Source organism: Rhodobacter capsulatus SB 1003 (assembly GCF_000021865.1).
GTDB classification, from domain to species: Bacteria; Pseudomonadota; Alphaproteobacteria; order Rhodobacterales; family Rhodobacteraceae; genus Rhodobacter; species Rhodobacter capsulatus_B.
In genome coordinates this window covers 1,806,026-1,826,879 of sequence record NC_014034.1, presented here as the reverse complement: position 1 = coordinate 1,826,879, position 20,854 = coordinate 1,806,026, and the positions used below count along the sequence as shown (strand labels likewise).

Sequence of the window (20,854 nt, the reverse complement as noted above, 5' to 3'; positions counted from 1 at the left end):
CTCAGGCGTTGCGCGATCCGCGCGCCAGCCGCCGGTTCACCTGTGCCGCGATCTGGCCCTGAGAGCGCGCAAACCCGGCGGCATCGGGCGTCGTCACGTTCATCACCACATTGACGACCCGCCCGCCGCCCGCCTGCACGCCCAGCCGCCCGTCCGCAGCCCGCGCAAGCGGCAAGATCGCCTCGGGCCCGGCCTCGCCCATCAGCCCCGTCGCCCCCCGCATCGGAAAGCTCGTGGGCGAGGACACCACCCCCCCCTTGGCAAAGGGCATCACCCGGCCTTGCGAAAACGCCCCGCCCTGCGCAAAACCGAAAACGCTTCCCAAAAGCCCGTTCACCGTGCTGGCCAGCGCCCCGCCCACCGCCTCCTGCACCGGCTTCATCGCCACCGAATAGGCCGCCTGCGACATCCCCTCGGCGAGCGTCTTCAGCGCGTCCGACAGCTTCATCCCGTCAAAGACGACGCCATCAAAAGCCCGCCGCAGCGACCGCCCGAAACTGGACGACAGCGTCCCCACCTCGCGGCCGGTATAGGTCAGGCTTTCGCGCATCCGCCCCAGCTCGTCGCTGAAACTGGCCGCCACCCCCTCGGCGCCCCCCAGCGCCCGCTCCAGTTCCGCCGCCTGTCGGCCCAGCCCGTCCAGCCCGTCAACCTCGACCATCGCCTCCTCCTTTCAGATCGCCCCCGCGGGGCGTATCGGGAAACCGCGCCGCCAGCTCCGAAAGCCGGTCGCGCGTCAGCGGCGGCGCCCCCGCCGCCTCGCCCAGCATCACCGCCAGCTCCGCGGGCGTCAGCCGCCAGAACTCCCCGGGCCGCAGCCCCAGCCCCCGCAGCCCGACCCGCAACAGCCCCGGCCAGTCCAGACCGCCGCTCACGATCCGCCCTGCCCCGGCACGGTGAAGGCGCGCGCCAGCAATTCCGCCGCGATCCGCGCCGCACCGACCGGCCCGCCGCCGATCTCGACCGTGCGCAGATCCTCCGTCCGCCCCTCCCAACCGCCGCCACGCAGCCCCGCCACGATCAGCGCCAGCACGTCGCGGCTGGAAAACGCGCCCGTCTCGAACCGCCGCACCAGATCCAGAAGCGAGGCCTCGCCCAGCCCCACCTCCAGCTCCGCGAGCGCCCCCAGCGTCAGCTTCGCCACCCGCCGCTCGGCGCCCAGCCAGATCTCGACCTCGCCCGCCCAAGGGTTTGCCATGCCCGCCTCAGATCGCCGTGAAGCTCAGCGCGCCCGCCGAGGCCATCGCCAGTTCGTAACTCGCCTCGCCATTGTGACTGCCCGCATAGTCGATCGAGGTGATCATGAACGGCCCCTGCACGATGCCGAAATCGGGGATGATGACCTGAAACTCGGGCACCTCGCCGTCGAAAAAGATCTGCCGCGCCCGCTCGTCGGTATCGGCGTCCTTGAACACCCCCGCGCCCGAAATGCTGGCCGAGCGCACCCCAGCGCCGCCCAGCAATTCCCGCCAGCCGCCCTGACTTTCCAGCGAGGTCACATCGACCGTCTCCGCATTGAAGCTGATCCGCGTCGCACGCAGCCCCGCGATGGTCTCGAATTGCCCCGACCCGGTCAGGTCGAGCTTGATCAGAAGGTCCTTGCCGTTCTGCGCCGCCATGTCGTCACTCCAGATGTTGAAATTTCACCGCCCAAAGGCCTCAGCCCTCGACCCGCGCGCGAAACACAAGGTCAATCCGCCGCATGTCGGCCTTTTCCACCCGCCGCGCCTTGGCGCGCAGGAACCACAGCCCCACCAGCCGCCCGCGGCTCAGCACCAGATCGGCCCCCACCAGCGCATCGGATACAGCCGCCGCCGCCGCCTTCGCCGTGGCAAATCCCGCCGCGTCGGTGATCACCGAGATGACGAAATCATGCACCGCCCCCGCGCCGGTCTTGTCCGAGGCATCGGCGACATCCTCGGGCCCAAGGCTGACATAGGTGCCCGCCAAGGGCCCCGGCGGCACAGCATCGTAAACCGCCGTTCCCACCAGCGCCGCCAGCACCGCATCCGCCCGCAGCTGCTGATAGACCGCCGCCTGCAGCGCGCCCGCCACCGCATAGCTCATGCCACCACCTCCTCGCGGGCAAAGCAGCTCAGGTAATGCCCCTCGCGGTCGCGCTCGGCGACGGCAAGGATGCGAAAGATCCGCGCCCCCTCGCGAAAGCGCTGCTCGGGCCTGGGCCTGCGCGCCGCGCCCACCGGCGCCGCCCGCACGACGATGGTGAACGGCACCGAGGCCAGCGTGACGAATTCCCCCGCCCGCTCGCTGCCGCTGCCCGCCGTGACCTCGGCCCAGACCTCGCCCTTCGCCTGCCAGTCCAGCCGGTGCCCGCCCGCGCCATCGGCCACGCGCACGGCCTCTTCCAGCACCAGCAGGCGGTTCAGCCGCGGCCTGCTCATGGCCGTCCCCCCAGCACCCGCACCGTGCGCCAGCGCTCGATCAGCGCCATCACCCCAAAGGGCATCGCGCCGCCCTCGGCCGCCCCGTCATGGCGCAGCTCGTAATATTGCGCCGCCAGCAGGAACACCGCCTGCGCCAGATCAACCGGCAGCGCGCTCCAACTGGCCCCGAACCCGGCGGTGAAGTCGATCTCGACCCGCCCGCCCGTAGGGATCATCGGCAGCATCGCCCCCAAAGCCTCGATCCGCGGCCGCGCCATGTCGGGCACCAGCCGCCAGCCCGCCGCCACCGGCGTCTCGACCCCCGCCGCATCGACCAGCCGCAAGGCCGTCACCGTCGCCACGGGCGCAATCGGCAAGGTCTGCATGTCACCCCAGCGCCAGGCCGTCAGAGCCAGCCGAAAGCCCCGGGAAATCAGCGCCTTGGCCGTGCGCCCTTCGATCGCCGCAATGGCCGCCCGCAGATAGGACAGCAGCGCCGCATCCTCGGCCCCCAGATCGGCAAAGCCGGTGCCCAACCGCAGATGGTCGCGGAATTCGGCCACCGGCAGCGCCGTCCCGGGCACCGCCGTCACTTCGTTCAGCATCATGGAAACTCTCCGAAAAGCCGACCGCCCCCGCGGTCCTGCACTTGGGCGTTCGGGCGCAGACCCCGCACCGCCACTCGGACGGAGGGAGCAGCTAGGCAGCGGCCGGAAGCCCGCGCCCGCCCGACCGGCGAACCGGCGGCAGCCGGGTTGCCCCCGGCCCCTTCACCGCCCGTTACGAGGCGGCAAACTTCAACAGCTTGATCGCGGCGAAATCGCTGACATCGCCGCCCACCCGCTTGCTCGCATAGAAGAGCACATGCGGCTTGGCCGAGAACGGGTCACGCAGCACCCGCAGATCCGGGCGTTCCGCAATCGTGTAGCCATTGCCGAAATCGCCAAAGGCAATCGCATAGGCATTGGCCGCGATATCGGGCATGTCCTCGGCGATCAGCACCGGATAGCCCATCAGCCGCGCCGGTTCCCCCGCCGCCAGACTGTCGGCCCACAGGAACCGGCCGTCGGCATCCTTCATCTTGCGCACCGCCCCCGCGGTCTTCGAATTCATCACGAAGCTCGCATTCGCCCGGTATTCGGCGCCGAGCGCATAGACCAGATCCACGACCGCATCGGAGGCATTCACCGCCGCGAAATCCCCCGCCGCGCCGGTCGCCACATAGCCAAGGCTGCCCCAGGCCCAGGCGCCATTCGCCACCTTGGTCTTGGTCAGGAACCCGGTCGGCTTGTCCACCCCGTCACCCGAGATGAAGGCCGCCGCCTCCGCCCGGGCGAACTTGTCGGCAATCCGGTTCGCCAGCCAGGTCTCGATGTCAAAGGCGCTGTCATCGAGCAGCCGTTGCGATGCCTTCGGCATCGCCGCCAGCTCATGCAGCGGAATGGTGATGCGGTCGATCTGCGGCGTCGCGGTCTCGCTCAGCGCCGCCGTCTCGCTCGCCCAGCCCGAGCCCATGTCGGTCTTGTCCACCAGCACATCGAACGAGGTCGCCTCGACATTGACGACACTGGCGATCTGGCGCAGCGAGGCGGTCGAGCGCAAAACCCCCCGGATCGTCTCCGAGGTCTGCGGATCGACCAGATAACCGCCCTCGGCCGCCACCGCCGAATTCAGCGCCTTGCCCTCAAGGCTCAGCCCGCGCAGCCCGTCATCATCGCCGGTGCGCAGATAGGCGGCAAAGGCCTTCTGATGCGGCGCCTCCTCGGTCGCGGCGGCGGCAAGGGCATGACGCCCGGCATAGGTCTTCGTTTGCAGCATGGTCACACGCTCTTCCTGTTGTTGCAATCTCGTCTTCACATCATCCTGAAAGCCTTTGACTTCCTTCAGGAAACCGGCCAGCGCGGTTTTCACCTCGGCAACCGGATCGGCGCCCTCAGGCATGCCCGTTCCGGCCCGAGCCTTGGTCTCGGTCTTCATCCTTTCCACACTCCTGCAGCAGCGGCGGGGCTCAGCGCGCCGCCAGTTCGGCCGTGGCAGCGCTCAGCGCCCGGGCCAGATCACGCCAGATCGCGGCCTCGGGGGCTTCCCCCTTCGCCGCCACCCGCGCCTCGCGAAGCATCGGGAATGTCACCAGCGACACTTCCCAAAGCTCCAGTTCCGCAAGCAGCCGCTGGCCCTTTGCGTCCTTCTCGGCGGCGATGGTGCGATATCCGATCGACAGCCCGTCGATCGCCCCCGCCGCGATCAGCGCCAAGGCCTCGCGCGCCCGCGCCACCTCGGGCAACAGCCGCCCCTTGACCCAAAGCCCGCGCGCATCCTCCCGGATCTCGTCCCAAACGCCGATCGGCTGCGCCGGGTCATGCTGCCACAGCATCTTCACGCTGCCCCCCCGCGCCGCAATCGCCGCCAGGCTTTTCGCGTAAGCCCCCTTCGCCACCACATCGCCGCCCTGATCGGGCAGACCGAAAAGGCTCGCATAGCCCTCGATCCGCGCGCCGTCCTGCAGCTGCACCGGCTGCGCGCCGCAGAACTTCCGCTCCAGCCCGCTCTCGCCTCTCTTCATTCCTCGCTCCTCACTTCGGGGCATAGTCCAGAATGCCCTGCACCGCCTGCGTCAGGATCACGGCGATCACGCCGTAAACCGTCATGAACAAACGCTTTTCCAGCCGCTCGATCATCACCTCGATGCGCTCAAGCCGCCGCTCCACCTGGGTGAACTGCAACTCCATGATCCGCTCGGTCGCCTCGAAGCGCTGCTCATGCACCTCGAAGGGCTCCTTGAGAAACCGCGACCCCCCCACCACCATGCCTCAGCCCTCAGCCGTCGGAGGCAGCCCCAGCAGCACCCGTTTTTCGCTGTTCGAAAGAAACCCCGCCGCGCCGATCCGCGCCCAAAGCTGGTCCCGCTCCACCGCCAGCGCCGGCACCTGATCCAGATCGGGCTTCAGCTCGATCTGCGCGCCCAGATACCCCGAAAGCCACCAGGCCAGCGCCGCCGAAACCCGGGTCAGAAGCGGCAGCACCGTCAGGCGGTAAAACGCCCGGTTCGCCTCGGCGTAATTGGCATAGGTCGCATCGCCCGGAATGCCGATCAGCATCGGCGGCACCCCGAAGGCGAGCGCGATCTCCCGCGCCGCCGCCGCCTTCGTCTCGTGAAACTCCATGTCGGAGGGGGAAAACCCCATCGGCTTCCAGTCGAGCCCGCCTTCCAAAAGCATCGGCCGCCCGGCATTCCGCGCGCCCTGATGATGCGTCTCCATCTCGAAAATGAGCCGCTCATATTGCTCGGGCGCCAGCACCCCCTGCCCGTCGGCGCCCTTGTAAATGATCGCGCCACTGGGCCGCGCGGCATTGTCCAAAAGCGCCTTCGACCAGGCGCTTGCCGCGTTATGCACGTCCAAAGCCACCGCCGCCGCCTGCATCGGGCTCAGCCCGTAATGGTCATCGGTCGGATGGAAGCTCTTGATATGACAGATCGGATCGGGATGGCCGGTCATGTCGAAGCGATGCTTGCGCCCGCCCACGGTGTAATCATAGCCCACCGGCCAGCCATCCGCCCCGGGCACCACCGCCATCCGGTCCGATCGCAGCACATGCAGCTCTCTCGGCACGCCGGGCTCGGGACAGACCGCCTCCAGATAGCCATTCCCCGACAGCAGGATCTGCCCGATCAGCGCCTCGAACAGCTCCGCCCGGCCCTGCCCGGCATTCGGACGGCGAAGCAGATCCAGAACCGGATGGATCTCATAGCGCCGCTCGGCATCCTGACAGATCAAGGGCACCGCCGCCGTCGCCTCCGCGATCAGCTTGACCGAGCGAAACCCGACCGGATTGCCCGCAAACCCCGTGCGCATCAGACTGACCGTGTCGCGCGGCCCCCAGACCGGCCGCCCCGCCCCCGAGGCCATCGCCACGATCCGCCCCGTCACCGAGGCCTTGCGCTCGGCCACCGGTTCCGTCCGCACCTCCGGGGCCGCCTTGCGAAAGAAATTCAGTCCCATCCCGTTCTCCTCGTCGCGGCCCGGCCCAAGGCCCCGGCCAAAGAAAAAGGGCCGGGAAAACCCCGACCCTTTCGACCAGATTTCCGCGGCAGAAGCGGGGGTTTCACACCCCCGCACCCCCGTGGCGTATTTTCACCAAGAAAAAACACGCAGCTTTTTCCTGGTCCAAATACGCCCTTGCGCGCTCAAAGCCCGCGCACCTGCGGCCTCCGCCAATGCGCCGCGGGCTCGATCATCAATTCCGTCATCGCCCAGACCAGCGCATCGACCCGGTCGGGCGAGCCCTTGCCCGCATAGCCTCGCACCGTCATGCGGCACATCTGATCCTCCAGGGCGCCCAGCCGCCCGTCGCGGCAATGCTTCACCCGGCCCTGCTCATACAAAGCGGCGACCGGCTCGGCCCGCGCCGATTTCCCCCGCGACGCCCGCAGCGCCTTGAACGGCACCAGCGGATCGATCTGGCGCAGCACGCTTTCGACCATCTCGCCGCCCTGATTGACCTCGGCCACCAGCTTCTCGGCGCCCCAGCGCTCCATCGCCGCAATCGCCGCCCGCGCCCAGTCGGTCGGCCGCCCCCGGACCGAGGCATCTTCGAGCACAAAGGCCCGCCAGTCCTGCACCGGCCCGCGCGTCACAGCCCCCGCCACGACGATCCCGCATTCATCCGACCCCGCGCCGCCCGTCACCGCCGGATCGAGCGCTACCACCACCCGGTCCATCGCAGGCGGCGACGCCAGCCGCAGCCCCTCCAGCTGCGCCGTCGTCCAAAGCGCCCCCTCGACATCCTCCAGCAGAACCCCCTCCAGCTCCTGCCGCCCCAGCCGCGTGCCCGCATAGCGCGCCTGCACCTCGGCCAGGAAGCTTTCCGCCAGATAGGCCCGGTTCGCCTCGGTCGGCGCATGCGTCACCACCGTCGAGGGGTTGTTGAGGATCGCCTTCAGCACCCCCACATTGCGCGGCGTCGTGGTGATCACCTGCTGCGGATGCTTGCCCAGCCGCAGCGCGAATTGCAGCATGTCCCAGGTCTCCTCGGCCCGTCTCCATTTCGCCAGCTCGTCGACCCAGGCGGCGTCGAATTGCGGCCCGCGCAGCGCCTCGGGCTCCTGCGCCGAATAGGCCTGCGCCGTCGCGCCATTCGCCCAGACCAGCCGCCGCTTCGTCGCCTCCCACTCCGGGCGCCGGTCCGGCGGAGAACAGGCCAAAATCCCGCTCTCGCCGAAAATCATCACGTCGCGCACCTGATCAAAGGTCTCGCCCACCAGCGCCACCCGATGCGCGGGCCCGGCATCGGCCGGACCCGCCCCCTCGACCTGCATCCGCACCCATTCCGCCCCGGCCCGGGTCTTGCCCGCGCCGCGCCCGCCCATGATCACCCAGCTTTTCCACGCCCCCACCGGGGGCAGCTGATGCGGCAGCGCCCAGAATTCGAAAATCCAGGGCAGCGCCAAAAGCGCATTGTTCCCAAGCCCCCCCAGAAAGGCGTCAACCTCCTGCGGCGTCGCGCAGGCAAGCCAGGCGGCGCCCGATCTCAGCCCGGGCGGCGTCCAGGTCAAGCTCGCTTCCGGCTCCGACACCGGCAACTTGTCTGCGAAGTTTTTCAACACGCACCCTTTCTTCCATCACCATCTGGAACGCCGCGCGAAGGTCCTTGACCGCCTGCGCGGCGGCCTTGGCCTCCTTCGCCTCGCCCTGGCGAACCCCTTTCATCGCCAGGGCCAGTTCCCCGGCAATTTCCCGATAAAGCTCCTCCGTCTCCTCCAGCAAATCCACCGGAGGAGCGTCCCCACCCTTGAACCCCATGTCCATGTCTTGCGTGACCCGCCTCTCATGCCTGTCCGCACGAGCGAAATGAAAAAAGCGCACACGGTCACCCGCGGCGCTTGCCCACCTCTCCTAGCATGCCTTATCTCTACCTTGAAGCGTTCGCAAAGTCAAGTGCTATATTCAGGGTTGCACCCGCTGAAAAGAAAAAACCCCGGACGAAGCCGGGGTTTTCCTTCAGTTTCCGTCGCTTGCGCCCTGCTTTTGGGTCTTCTCGATCTCCCGCCAGCGCGCGACGTTCCGGTTATGCTCGGTGATCGTCTCGGCAAAAGCATGCCCGCCGGTGCCGTCCGCCACGAAATACAGGAACTTCGTCGAATCAGGGTTCAGCGCCGCGCGGATCGCCTGCGTCCCGGGGTTGCAGATCGGCCCCGGCGGCAGCCCGTCGATGACATAGGTGTTATAGGGCGTCTCGCGCCGCAGCTCCGATTGCCGCAAACCGCGCCCCAGCACGCCCTGCCCCTTGGTCACGCCGTAAATCACCGCCGGATCGGTCTGCAGCCGCATCCCCTGCGCCAGCCGGTTGACAAAGACGCTCGCCACCCGGGCGCGCTCCGCGGCGACGCCGGTTTCCTTTTCCACGAGCGAGGCCATCACCAGCGCCTCCTCGGGCGTCTTGTAGGGCAGCCCCGGCGCGCGCGCCGCCCAGGACTCGGCCAGAACCGCCTTTTGTCGCTCGGTCATCTCGGCGATCAGATCGGCCCGCTTCGCGCCCCGCTTCATCTCGTAGCTGTCGGGCGAAAGGCTCCCCTCGGGCGGCAGCTTCGCCACCTCGCCTGTCAGGAAATCCGCCGATTTCAGCGCCTCGACCACCTGCCAGCTGGTCACGCCCTCGGCCAAGGTCACCCGCAGCCGCACATCCGATTGCGCCACCTGCTCGGCAAAGCCCGCAGGCGCCGGCTCCAGCTTCGGATCGAATTTCGCCGTCTCGACATAGTCCCCCACCGCCGGGTCCAGCGCGCGCAGGATCATCTGCTGGCCATTCACCCCGATGCGGTAATTCAGCTCGGTGCCGCAGCTCGAGGGGCCGCCCGCGGTGATCTGATCGACAATCCCCGCCATCGAGGCCCCCGGTGCGATCAGATAGGACCCCACCTTCAGCTTGCCCGCCTTCTTGTCGTAATCGGCCCCGGCACGAAAGATATAAGCCGATGAAATCGCGCCCTTTTCCTTCAGCGTTTCCGAGATGTCGCGAAACTTCGCACCGGGCTCGACGCGCAGACACATCCCCGCCATGAGCGGACCGGGCCCGTCATACTGACGCTTCGCCCAGGTCACCACCCCCCCCAACACAACCATCAGAACAATCAACAAGGTGAGGAAGTTGGAGACGATGTTGCGCCACATCATCCGCGCACCTTGCCCAGGATCAAGGCCGCATTGGTACCGCCAAAGCCGAAGCTGTTCGACATCGCCACGTCGATCTTGCGCTTCACCGCCACTTTCGGCGCCAGATCGATCTTCGCCGCCACCGCCGGAGTGTCGAGGTTCAGCGTCGGCGGCGCCACCTGATCGCGGATCGCCAGAATGCAGAAGATCGCCTCGACCGCGCCCGCAGCCCCCAGCAAATGCCCGATCGCCGATTTCGTGGACGACATCGTCGCCTTCGAGGCCGCATCGCCCAAAAGCCGCTCGACCGCGCCCAGCTCGATCGTGTCGGCCATGGTCGAGGTGCCATGCGCATTGACGTAATCAATCTCGCCCGGATCAATCCCCGCGCGCTTCACCGCCGCCGTCATCGCGCGGAAGCCGCCGTCGCCATCCTCGGACGGCGCGGTGATGTGATAGGCATCGCCCGAGAGCCCATAGCCCAGCACCTCGGCATAGATCTTCGCGCCGCGCGCTTTCGCGTGTTCATATTCTTCCAGCACGACACAGCCCGCGCCCTCGCCCATCACGAAACCGTCGCGGTCCGCATCCCAGGGGCGGCTTGCCGCCTTGGGGTCGTCCGCCCGCTTCGTCGAGAGCGCCTTGCAGGCGTTGAACCCGGCAATGCCGATTTCCGAAATCGGGTTCTCGGCGCCGCCCGCCACCATCACATCGGCATCGCCAAGCGCAATCAGCCGCGCCGCATCGCCGATCGCATGGGCGCCGGTCGCGCAGGCCGTCACCACCGCATGGTTCGGCCCCTTGAAGCCGAAGCGGATCGAAACCTGCCCCGAGACCAGGTTGATCAGCGCCGCCGGGATGAAGAACGGGCTGACGCGTTTGGGCCCCTTCTCCTTGATCAGCACCGCGGTTTCGGCAATCGTCTGCAACCCGCCGATGCCCGAGCCGATCATCACGCCGGTCCGGCACCGGGCTTCCTCGTCCTCGGGCTCCCAGCCGGAATCCTTCACCGCCTGCACCGCCGCAGCCACGCCGTAAAGGATGAACTCGTCCACCTTGCGTTGCTCTTTCGGTTCCATCCAGTGGTCGGGATTGAAGGTGCCATCCGAGCCATCGCCGCGCGGCACTTCGCAGGCGTATTTCGTCACGACATTGGCGGCGTCAAAGCGCGTGATCGGCCCCGCTCCCGACTGACCAGCCAGAAGCCGCGACCAGGTTTCCTCGACCCCGCAAGCCAGCGGCGTGACCAGACCCAGACCCGTGACGACAACCCGACGCATCGCAAACCCCTTTCGCGTTTCGTTAAGTGCTTCTACACGGGCCGCAAAAGCCGTGCAACGTCCAGCGCCGCCGCAGGCGTCACTTCGCCGGTCAGGGCGCCTCGGGATAGTCGGCCAGCACCTCATACTCCGCCCCCGCCCGCGTCAGATGCGAGCGCAGCATCGAAAACCCGCCGACCCGCCACGCGGGCAGCACCACATCGCCCCGGCTTTCCAGCAGATGCCCCAGCCGCGCCGCCTGCGTCTCGGTCAGCCCCGCATTGAACCGCGCAATCGTCACATGCGGCCGAAACCGCCGCCGCTCCAGCGCCAGCCCCGCCCGCCGCGCCGCCTGCGCCAGCTTCGCCTGCAACGCCTCCAGCGCCGGGCTTGGCCGCAGCTTCAGCGCCAGCACCCGCCCGCGATCGCCGCTCTCGATCACGTCAAGCCCCGCCAGCACCACCTCGAAAGGCGCAACCGGCAGCGCCGAGATGTCCTCGTGCAGCCGCTCCAGCTCCGGCAGCTCCAGATCGCCCAGAAACAAAAGCGTCAGATGCAGCGCCTCCCCGGCCACCGGACGCCCGCAGCCCAGCTCCGCCTGCAGCGCCGCCACCGCGCCCCAAAGCGCCTCGGGCAGCATGATCCCCAAAAACACCCGCATCGCGCCCCTCCAAATGCAAACGACGCCCAAAGGGCGCCGTTCGTCAAGCCGGAAAGCTTGCAAGCCTCAGGCGGCTTCGGTGATGAATTTCACCGCATCGCCAAAGGTCTGGATGGTTTCGGCGGCGTCATCCGGGATCTCGATGCCGAATTCTTCTTCGAAAGCCATCACCAGTTCCACGGTGTCAAGGCTGTCGGCGCCGAGATCGTCGATGAACGAGGCGGTCTCGGTGACCTTGTCCTCTTCCACGCCCAGATGCTCCACGACGATCTTCTTCACACGATCCGCGATGTCGCTCATGTTTCTTCCTCGTTTAGGGGGCCGAAACCCATCCTGTCAGTGCTCGTTCGAGCGGCTTCAACACCGGTTTTGCCCGGGCTGCCGCGAGCCGAGGCTAGCCCCCGCTCGTCCCCGCCGCTCATATCACAGTAAAACCACAAGGCAAGCCGTTTTGCTTTCGCCCCTGCCCTTGCGGCAGGGGCAACTCGTCACACCGGCGGGCCTCAGATCATCGCCATGCCGCCGTTGACGCTCAGCGTCGTGCCGGTGACATAACCCGCCTCGGGCGAGGCCAGATAAAGCACCGCCGCCGCGATCTCCTCGGCCGCGCCCATCCGCCCGGCCGGGATCTGCGTCAGGATCTTCGCCTTCTGCTCGTCGTTCAGCTTGTCGGTCATCGCCGTGGCGATGAAGCCCGGCGCGACGCAGTTCACCGTGATGCCGCGGCTTGCGACTTCATAGGCCAGCGATTTCGACATGCCGGTCAGCCCCGCCTTGGCGGCGGCATAATTGCCCTGCCCCGGGTTGCCGGTCTGCCCCACGACCGAGGTGATATTGACGATCCGCCCCCAGCGCGCCTTCATCATGGGGCGCAGCACGCCGCGCATCAGCCGGAACGAGGCCGTCAGGTTGACGTCGATCACGCTTGCCCATTCCTCGTCCGACATCCGCATGAACAGGTTATCCCGGGTGATCCCGGCGTTGTTCACAAGGATATCCACAGACCCCATCGCCTCGAGGGCCGCCTTCGGCAGCGCCTCGACCGAGGCCGGGTCCGAGAGGTTCGCGGGGCAGACAAAGGCCCGCTCGCCCAGCTCCGCCGCCAGCTTCTCCAGCGGCTCGACCCGCGTGCCCGACAGCGCCACCTTGGCCCCGGCGGCATGCAGCGCCTTCGCCACCTCGCCGCCAATGCCGCCCGAAGCGCCCGTCACCAGCGCCGATTTCCCAGTCAGATCAAACATCTGCAAGCCCTTCCTGACGTGGCATTCATCTTGCCACAAATATCCTGCGGGGGTCTGGGGGCGCAAAGCCCGTAGCCTCTTCAGCCCTTCAGCGCCGCCACATCCTCGGGCGTGCCGACAGCCTTTTGCGTGGTGTCCTTGGCGATGCGCTTGATCATCCCCGACAGCGCCTTGCCCGCGCCCACTTCGCAGAAGTCGGTCACGCCCTGGCCCACCATCCACAGCACCGACTCGCGCCAGCGCACCGATCCGGTGACCTGTTCCACCAGCAGCTGACGAATGGTCGCGGGGTCGCACACGGCCTCGGCGCGCACATTCGCCACCACCGGCACGACCGGCGCCGACACCGTCACCGCCGCCAAAGCCTCGGCCATCCGGTCGGCGGCGGGCTGCATCAGCGCGCAGTGGAAGGGCGCCGAGACCGGCAGCATCACCGCCCGCTTCGCGCCCTTGCCCTTGGCGATCTCGACCGCGCGCTCGACCGCCGCCTTGTGGCCCGACACCACCACCTGCGCCGGGTCGTTGTCATTCGCGGCCTGACAGACCTCGCCCTGCGCCGCCTCGGCCGCAACCTCGGCCGCGGTGGCGAAATCGAGCCCCAGCAAAGCCGCCATCGCGCCCACGCCCACCGGCACCGCCGATTGCATCGCCTCGCCGCGGATGCGCAAAAGCCGCGCCGTATCGGCCAGGCTCAAGGCCCCCGCCGCACACAGCGCCGAATATTCCCCAAGGCTGTGCCCGGCCACAAAGGCCGCCTGCCCCACCTCGATGCCTTCCGCTTTCAGCGCCGCAACGGCGGCGAGCGAGGTCGCCATCAGCGCCGGCTGCGCATTGGCCGTCAGGGTCAGCCGCTCGATCTCGCCCTCCCAGATCAGCGCGCTCAGCTTTTCGCCCAAAGCCGCGTCGACCTCGTCAAAGACCGCCTTCGCCGCCGGATAGGCCTCGGCCAGCGCCTTGCCCATCCCGATAGTCTGCGCCCCCTGACCGGGGAACACCCATGCCACGCTCATGCCCGCCTCCTTGACAAATCTGGCCTTCTCTAACTTGACGCAGCGTCCGGAGCAACCGGAAGCCGCCGGGCGTTCGCGCCGCCGGACCCCCGAGGCGTATTTGAACCAAGAAAAAGCGCCGGGTTTTTTCTTGGCTCAAATACGCAAAGAGTCGCAGTCGCACCCCGGCAAAAGAAAAGGGCGCCCAAAGGCGCCCTTTCCCGAACCATCCCGCCGATCAGCAGGAATAGTACATCTGATATTCGACCGGGTGGGGGGTGTGCTCATAGGCATACACTTCTTCCCACTTCAGCGCGATATAGCCTTCCAGCTGGTCCTTGGTGAAGACGTCACCGGCCAGCAGGAAGTCGTGATCCTTCTCGAGCTCGGTCAGCGCCTCGCGCAGCGAGCCGCAGACGGTCGGGATCGCGGCCAGTTCTTCCGGCGGCAGATCGTAGAGGTCCTTGTCCGAGGCCGGACCCGGGTCGATCTTGTTCTTGATGCCGTCGAGACCGGCCATCAGCAGCGCGGCAAAGGCCAGATAGGGGTTCGCCGACGGATCGGGGAAGCGGGCTTCGACGCGTTTGGCTTTCGGCGACTCGGTCCACGGAATACGGACGCAGCCCGAGCGGTTGCGGGCCGAATAGGCGCGCAGAACCGGGGCCTCGAAGCCCGGGATCAGACGCTTGTAGCTGTTGGTGCCCGGGTTCGTCAGCGCGTTCAGCGCTTTCGCGTGTTTCAGGATACCGCCGATGAAATACAGCGCTTCCTGCGACAGATCCGCATATTTGTCCCCGGCAAAGAGCGGTTTCCCGTCTTTCCAGATCGACATGTTCACGTGCATCCCCGAGCCGTTGTCGCCCTTCATGGGTTTCGGCATGAAGGTCACGGTCTTGCCATAGGCATGCGCGACATTGTGGATGACGTATTTGTATTTCAGGATGTTGTCAGCCTGTTCGGTCAGACCGCCGAAGATCAGCCCGAGTTCGTGCTGGCAGGTCGCCACTTCGTGGTGGTGCTTGTCGACCTTCATGCCCATGCGCTTCATCGTCGAGAGCATCTCGCCGCGCAGGTCCTGGGCTTCATCGACCGGGTTCACCGGGAAGTAGCCGCCCTTGTGGCCGGCGCGGTGGGCGAGGTTGCCCATCTCGACTTCGGCATCGGTGTTCCAGGCCGCCGCTTCCGCGTCGATCTGATAGGCGACCTTGGCCGGGGTGACCGAGTAGCGCACGTCGTCGAAGATGAAGAATTCGGCTTCCGGCCCGAAATAGGCGACGTCACCGATGCCCGAGGCCTTCAGATAGGCTTCGGCTTTCAGCGCGATGCCGCGCGGGTCGCGCGAATAGGCTTCGCCGGTGTCCGGCTCGACCACGTTGCAATGCACGCACATGGTCTTTTCGGCATAGAAGGGGTCGATGTAGACCGAGGACGCGTCCGGGATCAGTTTCATGTCCGACTGGTCGATCGACTTCCAGCCCGCGATCGACGAGCCATCGAACATGAAGCCTTCCTCGAAGAAGTCCTCGTCCACGAGATCGGCGATCAGCGTCACGTGCTGCAGCTTGCCACGCGGGTCGCAGAAACGGATGTCGACATATTCGACCTCCTCCGCCTTCATCAGATCGAGAGCCTTTTTGACTGCGCTCATTTGCAAATTACCCTTTCGTTGAGCATGGGGTGCGGGCTGGGCCCGTTGCGGTGCCGGGCCATCGCCCGAAATTCGGAAGTCTCAGACCGCGTCCTCGCCGGTCTCGCCGGTGCGGATGCGGATCGCCTGTTCGATGGAGGAGACGAAGATCTTCCCGTCGCCGATCTTTTCGGTGCGGGCGGCGCCGACGATGGCCTCGATGGCGATATCGACCATCTCGTCGGGCAGAACCATCTCGATCTTCACCTTGGGCAGGAAGTCGACGACATATTCGGCCCCGCGATACAGCTCGGTATGGCCCTTTTGCCGCCCGAAGCCTTTCACCTCGATCACGCTCAGCCCTTGAATCCCCGCTTCCTGAAGCGCTTCCTTCACTTCATCGAGCTTGAACGGCTTGATGATCGCCTCGACCTTCTTCATGCCGACTCCCCCCTTTCGATCTTGCGCCCTCGTCTCACCACTTTCCACGCCGCCCCGCAATCGGCTAGCTTTTGGCGGGTGCGTCGCGCCCGGGGATTCCCCGAACAGCGATGATGATTTAGGCGGTTAGCATATTTATTGTGCGAAGTGTAAACTGTTTGGGCGGCATATGACGGAAATCCTGACGAGTGATGACATGCGCAGCCTCGAGAGGGCGGCCATCGCCTCCGGCCGCGCCAGCGGGCTCGAGCTGATGGAACGCGCGGGCGCGGCGGTGGTCGAGGCGATCGCCGAGGCCTGGCCCGACATCCGCCCGCCCGCGGTGGCGCTGCGCCATGCGATGATCCTTTGCGGGCCGGGCAACAACGGCGGCGACGGCTTCGTGGTCGCCCGGCTCCTGCGCCGCCGCGGCTGGAAGGTGACACTTTATCTTTACGGCGAGGCGGACCGGCTGCCGCCCGACGCCCGCGCCAATCACGACCGCTGGCGGCGCATCGGCACGATCGCGCCCCTGCCCGCCGCGCCCGATTTCAGCAGCGCCGATCTGGTCGTCGATGCGCTTTTCGGGCTTGGGCTGACGCGGCCCCTGACCGGCTTCGGCCCGATCTTCGCGGCGCTGGCCAGCGCGGGGCGGCCGGTGCTGGCGATCGACCTGCCTTCGGGGCGCGATGCCGATGCGCGGGCCGATGCCGCGGGCTGGCCCTCGGCGCCCTGTTCGCTGGCGGTCACCTTCCACCGCGAAAAACCCGCACATGCGCAGCTGCGCGCCGAGGGCATCGGCGTCATCGTCAAACCGATCGGCCTTTAGGGCGGATCTTCACGCTTTTCTCACCACCCCGCGCTAGGGTTGGAAAAAACGACCGCGCCGGAGGGGCCATGTTCCGCCAGATCACCTTGACCGAGGAGATGCGTTCCCGCCTCGCCAAATCGCCCGAGGCGCATAAATACGACCACGGCCATGCGCTGATTCTGGCGGGCAGTCCCGGCAAGGGCGGCGCCGCCCGTCTGGCCGCGCGGGCCGCGCTGCGAGTGGGGGCGGGTCTGGTGACGCTCGCCTGTCCGCAGATCAGCCTGGCCGAGAATGCGGCGCAGCTGACCGCGATCATGCTGACCGCCCTGCCCGATGCCTATTCCCTGCGCGGCCATTTTCAGGACCCGCGGCTGAACGCGCTTTGCCTCGGCCCGGGGCTGGGCCTGCCGCGGGCGCTGGAAATGGTGCCCGCCGCGCTCTGGCTGCGCCGTCCCACCGTGCTGGATGCCGATGCGCTGACCGCCTTCACCGCCGATCCCGGCCCGCTGTTCAACGCGATGCATGATCAGACGGTGATCACCCCGCATCAGGGCGAATTCCGCCGCCTGTTCCCCGACCTTGCGCAGGGGCTCGAAGACGGCAGCCTGCCCCGCGTCGCCGCCGCCCGCCAGGCCGCCGCGCGGATCAACTGCACCGTGCTGCTCAAGGGCCCCGAAACCGCCATCGCCCATCCGTCGGGCGCGGCCGCCGTGCACAGCGCCACCGGCCCCCGCGCCGCGCCCTGGCTGGCCACGGCCGGATCGGGCGACGTTCTGGCGGGGATCATCACCGGGCTGATGGCGCGCGGGCTGACACCGTTCGAGGCCGCCTGCACCGGCACCTGGCTGCATGTCGAAGCCGCGCTGAGCTTCGGCCCCGGCCTGATCGCCGAGGATCTGCCCGAGGAATTGCCAAAGGTCTTCCGCGCGCTGAACCTCTGAGCCGCCGCCCGTCAGCGCGACAGGGCGTATTTTCACCAAGAAAAGCCGATGCGTTTTTTCTTGGGGCAAATACGCGCTTCGCCCCCTGTCAGCTACGCAAGGCCAGGGGCTTGCAGCCGATCTCGACGCCATCGGCATAGATCACCTCGGGCGCCTCGAAATGCAGCGCGAAGATGCGGATCTTGCGGCCGGTGATGCGGGTGATGAACTGCCCGTCGATCAGCCGCTCGACCGCGACCAGCGCCTGGGCGGTGCCGAACATCACCTCGGCCCGCCAGTCGCGCAAAAGCACCTGCGTGCCCGATCCCAGCACCATCGCCTGCCCCGGCCGGTCATGCCCCAGCGCCCCGGGCGCGATGCCGACCAGCCGCGACACCAGCGGCAGGCTGGACAGGCCGCGCAGCACGCGCATCCCCGAGCGGGTGACGATCCGGTCGCCCAGGTTCAGGAATTCGACCGGCAAGAGCCCGTCCATCGTCGCCACGCGCGAGCCCATGGCGAAGCCCGCCACCCCATGCGCGCCCTCGGCGCCCAGACGGGAATCGAATGTGAAGGCGGACGCCGAAGATGCGGGCGCCCTGGCCCCGCCCTCCCCGCGCCCCGTGGCCTGCCTGTCCATCGGGTCTTCCTGCTCTCGTGCCGGTTTCCGGCTTTTTTGATCATCTGGCCTTTGCGGCTCTGATCGGAAGCCTAGGACAGGCCCCGCGCTCTGGCGAGGGGAAAGGTTAACAAACCCTATTTTGCCCGCAGACCTGTTGCCCCCCTACACAGGGCCGCGCGAGTTGCTAAAAGCGAGGGCAGTGCGGGTGTGGCGAAACTGGTAGACGCACCAGATTTAGGTTCTGGCGCCTTGGCGTGGGGGTTCGAGTCCCTTCACCCGCACCATCCTGACGTCAGGACGCTTTTGCGCCCGCAGGCCGTGCGGGCGTCGCGCTCAGTCCGCCATCGGGGTCAGGATCTCGACCTCTTCGCCGCCGCGCAGCGCCGTGTAGAAACACGACCGGCGGTTGGTGTGACAGGCCGGACCCGCCTGCGTCACCAGCAGCAAAAGACAATCCCGGTCGCAATCGATCCGCAGCTCGACCAGCTTTTGCACATGACCCGAGTTTTCGCCCTTGGCCCAGAACGCCTGCCGCGAGCGGCTCCAATAGGTCACCTGCCCCGTCGCCAAAGTCCGCGCCAGGCTTTCGGCGTTCATCCAGGCCATCATCAGCACCTCGCCCGTGCCCGCCTCCTGCGCAATCGCCGGGATCAGACCGTTGGCATCATATTTCAGGCTCTGCGGATCGAAACCCATGCTTTCCTCCCTGCGTGTCCCGGTCTATCTAACCCGCACAGACTGCGGGGAAAAGCCATGAGCGATGCCGATCTTTTCAAACTCTATGCCGATCGCGTGCTGGCGCTGGCCGCCGCGATCCCGCACACCGAGCCGCTGCCCGATCCGGCGCTGCGCGCCACGAAACGGGCGCCGCTTTGCGGCTCGACCGTCTCGGTGGCGCTGCGGCTGGAGGGCGGGCGCATCACCGCCTTTTCCCAGACCGTGCATGCCTGCGCCTTGGGCCAGGCCTCGGCCGCGATTTTCGGTGCCGAAGTGATCGGGCGTTCGCGGTCCGAGGTGCAGGCGCTGTGCGAAAGCCTGGCCGCCATGCTGCGCGGTGGCCCGGTCCCCGCCGCGCCCTTCGCGCAATACGAGGTCCTGACCGCCGCGCGCGACTATCCGAACCGTCACGCCTCGATTCTGCTTGCGCCGGAGGCGACTTTGTCGGCTCTCACGGCGGTTTGAGAACGCCCCTTAACTCTTGTGCAAGGGGCGCATGCGATGGTGGGCTGTAACTCATCCGGACCTTGCATGACCCATCCCGCCTCCTCCCCGTCGCTTGCAACCAGTTCCGAAGGCGCATCACCCGCATCGCGACCGACGCGCTCGATCTGGGCCGGGATGTCGCCGAGGTGGCCAGTGCGCTCGAGGCGCTGGAAAAGCTCGCGGATTCGCAGATCTCGCTGTTGCGCAGCGCGCAGACGGCGGCCGAGACGGTGCAGGACGCGAATGCCCGGGTGCTGGACGGTGCGCAGCGTGTCGGCCAAAGCGCCGATGCGACGCTGGGCATGGTCGAGGAGACGGCGGCGCAGCTGCGCGAAACCTCGGCCCATGCGCAGACGATCGCCAGCTGGGTGCGCTCGGCGATCGCGCGGATGGAGGAGCTGAACGAGACACTGACCCGGGTGCAGGCGGAAAATGCCGGGATCAAATCCGTGGCGATGCAGGTCAACATCCTGGCGATCAACGCGAAAATCGAAGCGGCCCGGGCGGGCGACGCGGGCCGCGGCTTTGCCGTCGTGGCCGAGGCGATCAACGAACTCTCGCGCCGGACGGCCGCCGCTTCCGAGGGGATCGGCAATGCCGTGGGCGGGCTGACCGGCTCGATCCGCGCCCTGCATGACGAGGCGGGCGCGATTTCGACCGATGCCGATGCGGTGCTGACCGGTGCGACGGGCACCGATGCGGCGCTTGGCCGGATGCTGGGCGGGCTGACGCAGACCCGCGCGGCGGTGACCGAAATCGCCACCCGCGCCGCCGAGGTGAACAGCGCCAACGCCTCCTTCGGCCCGGCCTTCCGCCGCATGGCCGAGGGCATGCAGCAAACCTCGACCGAGGTGCATGAAGCGACCCAAAAGACCCGGACCCTGATCATCGCGGGCGAGACCATCGTGCAGGAGGCGGTCGAACTGGGCGGGGCGCTGGCCGACACCGCCTTCATCGAGGCGGTGAAATCCGCCGCCGAAGAGGTGGGCCAGCTGTTCGAGGCGGGCATTTCCGCGGGCCGGATCAGTGCCGGCACGCTTTTCGAGACGCGCTACAGCCCGATCGCGGGCAGCAATCCGGCGCAGGTGATGGCGCCCTTCACCGGCTTTACCGACGCCGTCCTGCCCGCGGTGCAGGAACGGGTGCTGAGCCTCTCGCCCGAGATCGTGTTTTGCGCCGCCGTCGACCGCAACGGCTATCTGCCGACGCACAACCGGAAATTCTCGCAGCCGCAGGGGCCGGATCCGGTCTGGAACGCCGCGAACTGCCGCAACCGGCGCATCTTCAACGACCGCGTCGGGCTGCGGGCCGGGCAATCGACCGCGCCCTTCCTGCTGCAGATCTACCGGCGCGACATGGGCGGCGGCAATTTCGTGCTGATGAAGGATCTCTCGGCGCCGATCTTCGTTTCGGGGCGGCATTGGGGCGGGCTGCGTCTGGCCTATCGGATGTAAAAAACGCCGCCATCCGAAGATGGCGGCGCAGGAAGCGCTTTCCGGGCAAAGCCCTTGGGGACAGGCGGCCGTGATGTGACGTCAGGGTCGCGAAAGCGCGTGGCAGTGACGG

At 67.4% G+C, this 20,854-nt stretch carries 27 protein-coding genes and 1 tRNA gene; 5 read left to right on the top strand and 23 right to left on the bottom strand.

Annotation, left to right across the window (positions count from 1 at the left end):
- Position 1 precedes the first annotated feature (1 nt).
- From RCAP_RS08395 to RCAP_RS08295, 21 genes are all read right to left on the bottom strand, one after another.
- Positions 2–661 (bottom strand): phage tail tape measure protein, encoded by a 660-nt coding sequence (locus RCAP_RS08395; protein ID WP_013067418.1) that lies wholly within the window; start codon positions 659–661, stop codon positions 2–4.
- Entirely contained in the window at positions 648–875 is a 228-nt protein-coding gene (locus RCAP_RS08390; protein ID WP_013067417.1) for a rcc01693 family protein, read from the bottom strand. The genes RCAP_RS08395 and RCAP_RS08390 overlap by 14 nt, the downstream gene beginning before the upstream one ends.
- Positions 872–1,198, bottom strand: coding sequence for a gene transfer agent family protein (locus RCAP_RS08385; RefSeq protein WP_013067416.1), 327 nt, complete (start codon positions 1,196–1,198; stop codon positions 872–874). Before RCAP_RS08385 ends, RCAP_RS08390 begins: the two co-directional genes overlap by 4 nt.
- 7 nt (positions 1,199–1,205) lie before the next feature.
- Positions 1,206–1,619: a phage major tail protein, TP901-1 family gene (locus tag RCAP_RS08380; protein ID WP_013067415.1), complete on the bottom strand. Its 414-nt coding sequence runs from the start codon at positions 1,617–1,619 to the stop codon at positions 1,206–1,208.
- 40 nt (positions 1,620–1,659) lie between these two features.
- Positions 1,660–2,067: a DUF3168 domain-containing protein gene (locus RCAP_RS08375; RefSeq protein ID WP_013067414.1), complete on the bottom strand. Its 408-nt coding sequence runs from the start codon at positions 2,065–2,067 to the stop codon at positions 1,660–1,662.
- Positions 2,064–2,402 carry a head-tail adaptor protein gene (locus RCAP_RS08370; RefSeq protein ID WP_013067413.1) on the bottom strand — a complete coding sequence of 113 codons (339 nt, stop codon included), beginning with the start codon at positions 2,400–2,402 and terminating at the stop codon, positions 2,064–2,066. Before RCAP_RS08370 ends, RCAP_RS08375 begins: the two co-directional genes overlap by 4 nt.
- Positions 2,399–2,992: a head-tail connector protein gene (locus tag RCAP_RS08365; RefSeq protein WP_013067412.1), complete on the bottom strand. Its 594-nt coding sequence runs from the start codon at positions 2,990–2,992 to the stop codon at positions 2,399–2,401. The genes RCAP_RS08370 and RCAP_RS08365 overlap by 4 nt, the downstream gene beginning before the upstream one ends.
- Positions 2,993–3,164: 172 nt before the next feature.
- Complete coding sequence (locus tag RCAP_RS08360) at positions 3,165–4,361, bottom strand: phage major capsid protein (RefSeq protein ID WP_013067411.1); 1,197 nt, start codon at positions 4,359–4,361, stop codon at positions 3,165–3,167.
- A gap of 31 nt (positions 4,362–4,392) precedes the next feature.
- Positions 4,393–4,947, bottom strand: a complete 555-nt coding sequence (locus RCAP_RS08355) for an HK97 family phage prohead protease (protein WP_013067410.1) — start codon at positions 4,945–4,947, stop codon at positions 4,393–4,395.
- A 10-nt stretch (positions 4,948–4,957) separates the two neighbouring features.
- On the bottom strand, positions 4,958–5,191 hold the full coding sequence (locus RCAP_RS08350; protein WP_013067409.1) for a GTA head formation protein, RCAP_rcc01685 family: 234 nt from the start codon (positions 5,189–5,191) through the stop codon (positions 4,958–4,960).
- A gap of 3 nt (positions 5,192–5,194) precedes the next feature.
- Entirely contained in the window at positions 5,195–6,385 is a 1,191-nt protein-coding gene (locus RCAP_RS08345; RefSeq protein ID WP_013067408.1) for a phage portal protein, read from the bottom strand.
- Positions 6,386–6,570: 185 nt separating this feature from the next.
- Positions 6,571–7,917, bottom strand: coding sequence for a DNA-packaging protein (locus tag RCAP_RS08340; RefSeq protein WP_031321187.1), 1,347 nt, complete (start codon positions 7,915–7,917; stop codon positions 6,571–6,573).
- Positions 7,868–8,191 carry a hypothetical protein gene (locus RCAP_RS08335; protein WP_013067406.1) on the bottom strand — a complete coding sequence of 108 codons (324 nt, stop codon included), beginning with the start codon at positions 8,189–8,191 and terminating at the stop codon, positions 7,868–7,870. The genes RCAP_RS08340 and RCAP_RS08335 overlap by 50 nt, the downstream gene beginning before the upstream one ends.
- A 192-nt stretch (positions 8,192–8,383) precedes the next feature.
- Positions 8,384–9,553 (bottom strand): endolytic transglycosylase MltG, encoded by a 1,170-nt coding sequence (gene mltG, locus RCAP_RS08330; RefSeq protein ID WP_037091459.1) that lies wholly within the window; start codon positions 9,551–9,553, stop codon positions 8,384–8,386.
- On the bottom strand, positions 9,553–10,815 hold the full coding sequence (fabF, locus tag RCAP_RS08325; RefSeq protein WP_013067404.1) for a beta-ketoacyl-ACP synthase II: 1,263 nt from the start codon (positions 10,813–10,815) through the stop codon (positions 9,553–9,555). Before fabF ends, mltG begins: the two co-directional genes overlap by 1 nt.
- A gap of 91 nt (positions 10,816–10,906) precedes the next feature.
- On the bottom strand, positions 10,907–11,455 hold the full coding sequence (gene thpR / locus RCAP_RS08320) for an RNA 2',3'-cyclic phosphodiesterase (RefSeq protein WP_013067403.1): 549 nt from the start codon (positions 11,453–11,455) through the stop codon (positions 10,907–10,909).
- A gap of 66 nt (positions 11,456–11,521) precedes the next feature.
- Complete coding sequence (locus tag RCAP_RS08315) at positions 11,522–11,755, bottom strand: acyl carrier protein (RefSeq protein WP_013067402.1); 234 nt, start codon at positions 11,753–11,755, stop codon at positions 11,522–11,524.
- A gap of 203 nt (positions 11,756–11,958) precedes the next feature.
- A complete protein-coding gene (gene fabG / locus RCAP_RS08310) occupies positions 11,959–12,696 on the bottom strand; it encodes a 3-oxoacyl-ACP reductase FabG (protein WP_013067400.1) in 738 nt (245 codons plus the stop codon).
- Positions 12,697–12,776: 80 nt separating this feature from the next.
- Positions 12,777–13,706, bottom strand: coding sequence for an ACP S-malonyltransferase (gene fabD, locus RCAP_RS08305; protein ID WP_013067399.1), 930 nt, complete (start codon positions 13,704–13,706; stop codon positions 12,777–12,779).
- A 217-nt stretch (positions 13,707–13,923) separates the two neighbouring features.
- Complete coding sequence (glnA, locus tag RCAP_RS08300) at positions 13,924–15,333, bottom strand: type I glutamate--ammonia ligase (protein ID WP_013067398.1); 1,410 nt, start codon at positions 15,331–15,333, stop codon at positions 13,924–13,926.
- An 81-nt stretch (positions 15,334–15,414) separates the two neighbouring features.
- Positions 15,415–15,753: a P-II family nitrogen regulator gene (locus tag RCAP_RS08295; protein WP_013067397.1), complete on the bottom strand. Its 339-nt coding sequence runs from the start codon at positions 15,751–15,753 to the stop codon at positions 15,415–15,417.
- A gap of 169 nt (positions 15,754–15,922) precedes the next feature.
- Between RCAP_RS08295 and RCAP_RS20180 the strand changes: the two genes are divergently transcribed.
- Together RCAP_RS20180 and RCAP_RS20175 are read left to right on the top strand one after the other, a co-directional pair.
- Positions 15,923–16,561, top strand: a complete 639-nt coding sequence (locus RCAP_RS20180) for an NAD(P)H-hydrate epimerase (RefSeq protein WP_013067396.1) — start codon at positions 15,923–15,925, stop codon at positions 16,559–16,561.
- Between the two features lie 68 nt (positions 16,562–16,629).
- The gene (locus RCAP_RS20175) at positions 16,630–17,484 is read left to right on the top strand and encodes an NAD(P)H-hydrate dehydratase (protein ID WP_013067395.1); all 855 of its coding nucleotides are present in this window, start codon (positions 16,630–16,632) and stop codon (positions 17,482–17,484) included.
- 88 nt (positions 17,485–17,572) lie between these two features.
- Here RCAP_RS20175 and RCAP_RS08280 read toward each other — a convergent pair whose 3' ends face one another.
- Entirely contained in the window at positions 17,573–18,103 is a 531-nt protein-coding gene (locus RCAP_RS08280; protein WP_080514601.1) for a Hint domain-containing protein, read from the bottom strand.
- 183 nt (positions 18,104–18,286) lie between these two features.
- Between RCAP_RS08280 and RCAP_RS08275 the strand changes: the two genes are divergently transcribed.
- A tRNA-Leu gene (locus tag RCAP_RS08275) sits at positions 18,287–18,369 on the top strand.
- 49 nt (positions 18,370–18,418) lie between these two features.
- Here RCAP_RS08275 and hisI read toward each other — a convergent pair.
- Complete coding sequence (hisI, locus tag RCAP_RS08270) at positions 18,419–18,781, bottom strand: phosphoribosyl-AMP cyclohydrolase (protein ID WP_013067393.1); 363 nt, start codon at positions 18,779–18,781, stop codon at positions 18,419–18,421.
- A gap of 57 nt (positions 18,782–18,838) precedes the next feature.
- Here hisI and RCAP_RS08265 point away from each other — a divergent pair, with 57 nt between their 5' ends.
- The gene (locus tag RCAP_RS08265; RefSeq protein WP_013067392.1) at positions 18,839–19,267 is read left to right on the top strand and encodes an iron-sulfur cluster assembly scaffold protein; all 429 of its coding nucleotides are present in this window, start codon (positions 18,839–18,841) and stop codon (positions 19,265–19,267) included.
- 62 nt (positions 19,268–19,329) lie between these two features.
- On the top strand, positions 19,330–20,742 hold the full coding sequence (locus RCAP_RS08260; protein WP_013067391.1) for a methyl-accepting chemotaxis protein: 1,413 nt from the start codon (positions 19,330–19,332) through the stop codon (positions 20,740–20,742).
- Positions 20,743–20,854 lie beyond the last annotated feature (112 nt).

Coding starts and splice junctions, on each gene's coding strand:
- RCAP_RS08395 (WP_013067418.1), bottom strand. CDS start 661: ATGGTCGAGGTTGACGGGCTGGACGGGCTGGGCCGACAGGCGGCGGAA.
- RCAP_RS08385 (WP_013067416.1), bottom strand. CDS start 1,198: ATGGCAAACCCTTGGGCGGGCGAGGTCGAGATCTGGCTGGGCGCCGAG.
- RCAP_RS08380 (WP_013067415.1), bottom strand. CDS start 1,619: ATGGCGGCGCAGAACGGCAAGGACCTTCTGATCAAGCTCGACCTGACC.
- RCAP_RS08375 (WP_013067414.1), bottom strand. CDS start 2,067: ATGAGCTATGCGGTGGCGGGCGCGCTGCAGGCGGCGGTCTATCAGCAG.
- RCAP_RS08370 (WP_013067413.1), bottom strand. CDS start 2,402: ATGAGCAGGCCGCGGCTGAACCGCCTGCTGGTGCTGGAAGAGGCCGTG.
- RCAP_RS08365 (WP_013067412.1), bottom strand. CDS start 2,992: ATGATGCTGAACGAAGTGACGGCGGTGCCCGGGACGGCGCTGCCGGTG.
- RCAP_RS08360 (WP_013067411.1), bottom strand. CDS start 4,361: ATGAAGACCGAGACCAAGGCTCGGGCCGGAACGGGCATGCCTGAGGGC.
- RCAP_RS08355 (WP_013067410.1), bottom strand. CDS start 4,947: ATGAAGAGAGGCGAGAGCGGGCTGGAGCGGAAGTTCTGCGGCGCGCAG.
- RCAP_RS08350 (WP_013067409.1), bottom strand. CDS start 5,191: ATGGTGGTGGGGGGGTCGCGGTTTCTCAAGGAGCCCTTCGAGGTGCAT.
- RCAP_RS08345 (WP_013067408.1), bottom strand. CDS start 6,385: ATGGGACTGAATTTCTTTCGCAAGGCGGCCCCGGAGGTGCGGACGGAA.
- RCAP_RS08335 (WP_013067406.1), bottom strand. CDS start 8,191: ATGGACATGGGGTTCAAGGGTGGGGACGCTCCTCCGGTGGATTTGCTG.
- mltG (WP_037091459.1), bottom strand. CDS start 9,553: ATGTGGCGCAACATCGTCTCCAACTTCCTCACCTTGTTGATTGTTCTG.
- fabF (WP_013067404.1), bottom strand. CDS start 10,815: ATGCGTCGGGTTGTCGTCACGGGTCTGGGTCTGGTCACGCCGCTGGCT.
- thpR (WP_013067403.1), bottom strand. CDS start 11,455: ATGCGGGTGTTTTTGGGGATCATGCTGCCCGAGGCGCTTTGGGGCGCG.
- RCAP_RS08315 (WP_013067402.1), bottom strand. CDS start 11,755: ATGAGCGACATCGCGGATCGTGTGAAGAAGATCGTCGTGGAGCATCTG.
- fabG (WP_013067400.1), bottom strand. CDS start 12,696: ATGTTTGATCTGACTGGGAAATCGGCGCTGGTGACGGGCGCTTCGGGC.
- fabD (WP_013067399.1), bottom strand. CDS start 13,706: ATGAGCGTGGCATGGGTGTTCCCCGGTCAGGGGGCGCAGACTATCGGG.
- glnA (WP_013067398.1), bottom strand. CDS start 15,333: ATGAGCGCAGTCAAAAAGGCTCTCGATCTGATGAAGGCGGAGGAGGTC.
- RCAP_RS08295 (WP_013067397.1), bottom strand. CDS start 15,753: ATGAAGAAGGTCGAGGCGATCATCAAGCCGTTCAAGCTCGATGAAGTG.
- RCAP_RS20180 (WP_013067396.1), top strand. CDS start 15,923: ATGACGGAAATCCTGACGAGTGATGACATGCGCAGCCTCGAGAGGGCG.
- RCAP_RS20175 (WP_013067395.1), top strand. CDS start 16,630: ATGTTCCGCCAGATCACCTTGACCGAGGAGATGCGTTCCCGCCTCGCC.
- RCAP_RS08280 (WP_080514601.1), bottom strand. CDS start 18,103: ATGGACAGGCAGGCCACGGGGCGCGGGGAGGGCGGGGCCAGGGCGCCC.
- hisI (WP_013067393.1), bottom strand. CDS start 18,781: ATGGGTTTCGATCCGCAGAGCCTGAAATATGATGCCAACGGTCTGATC.
- RCAP_RS08265 (WP_013067392.1), top strand. CDS start 18,839: ATGAGCGATGCCGATCTTTTCAAACTCTATGCCGATCGCGTGCTGGCG.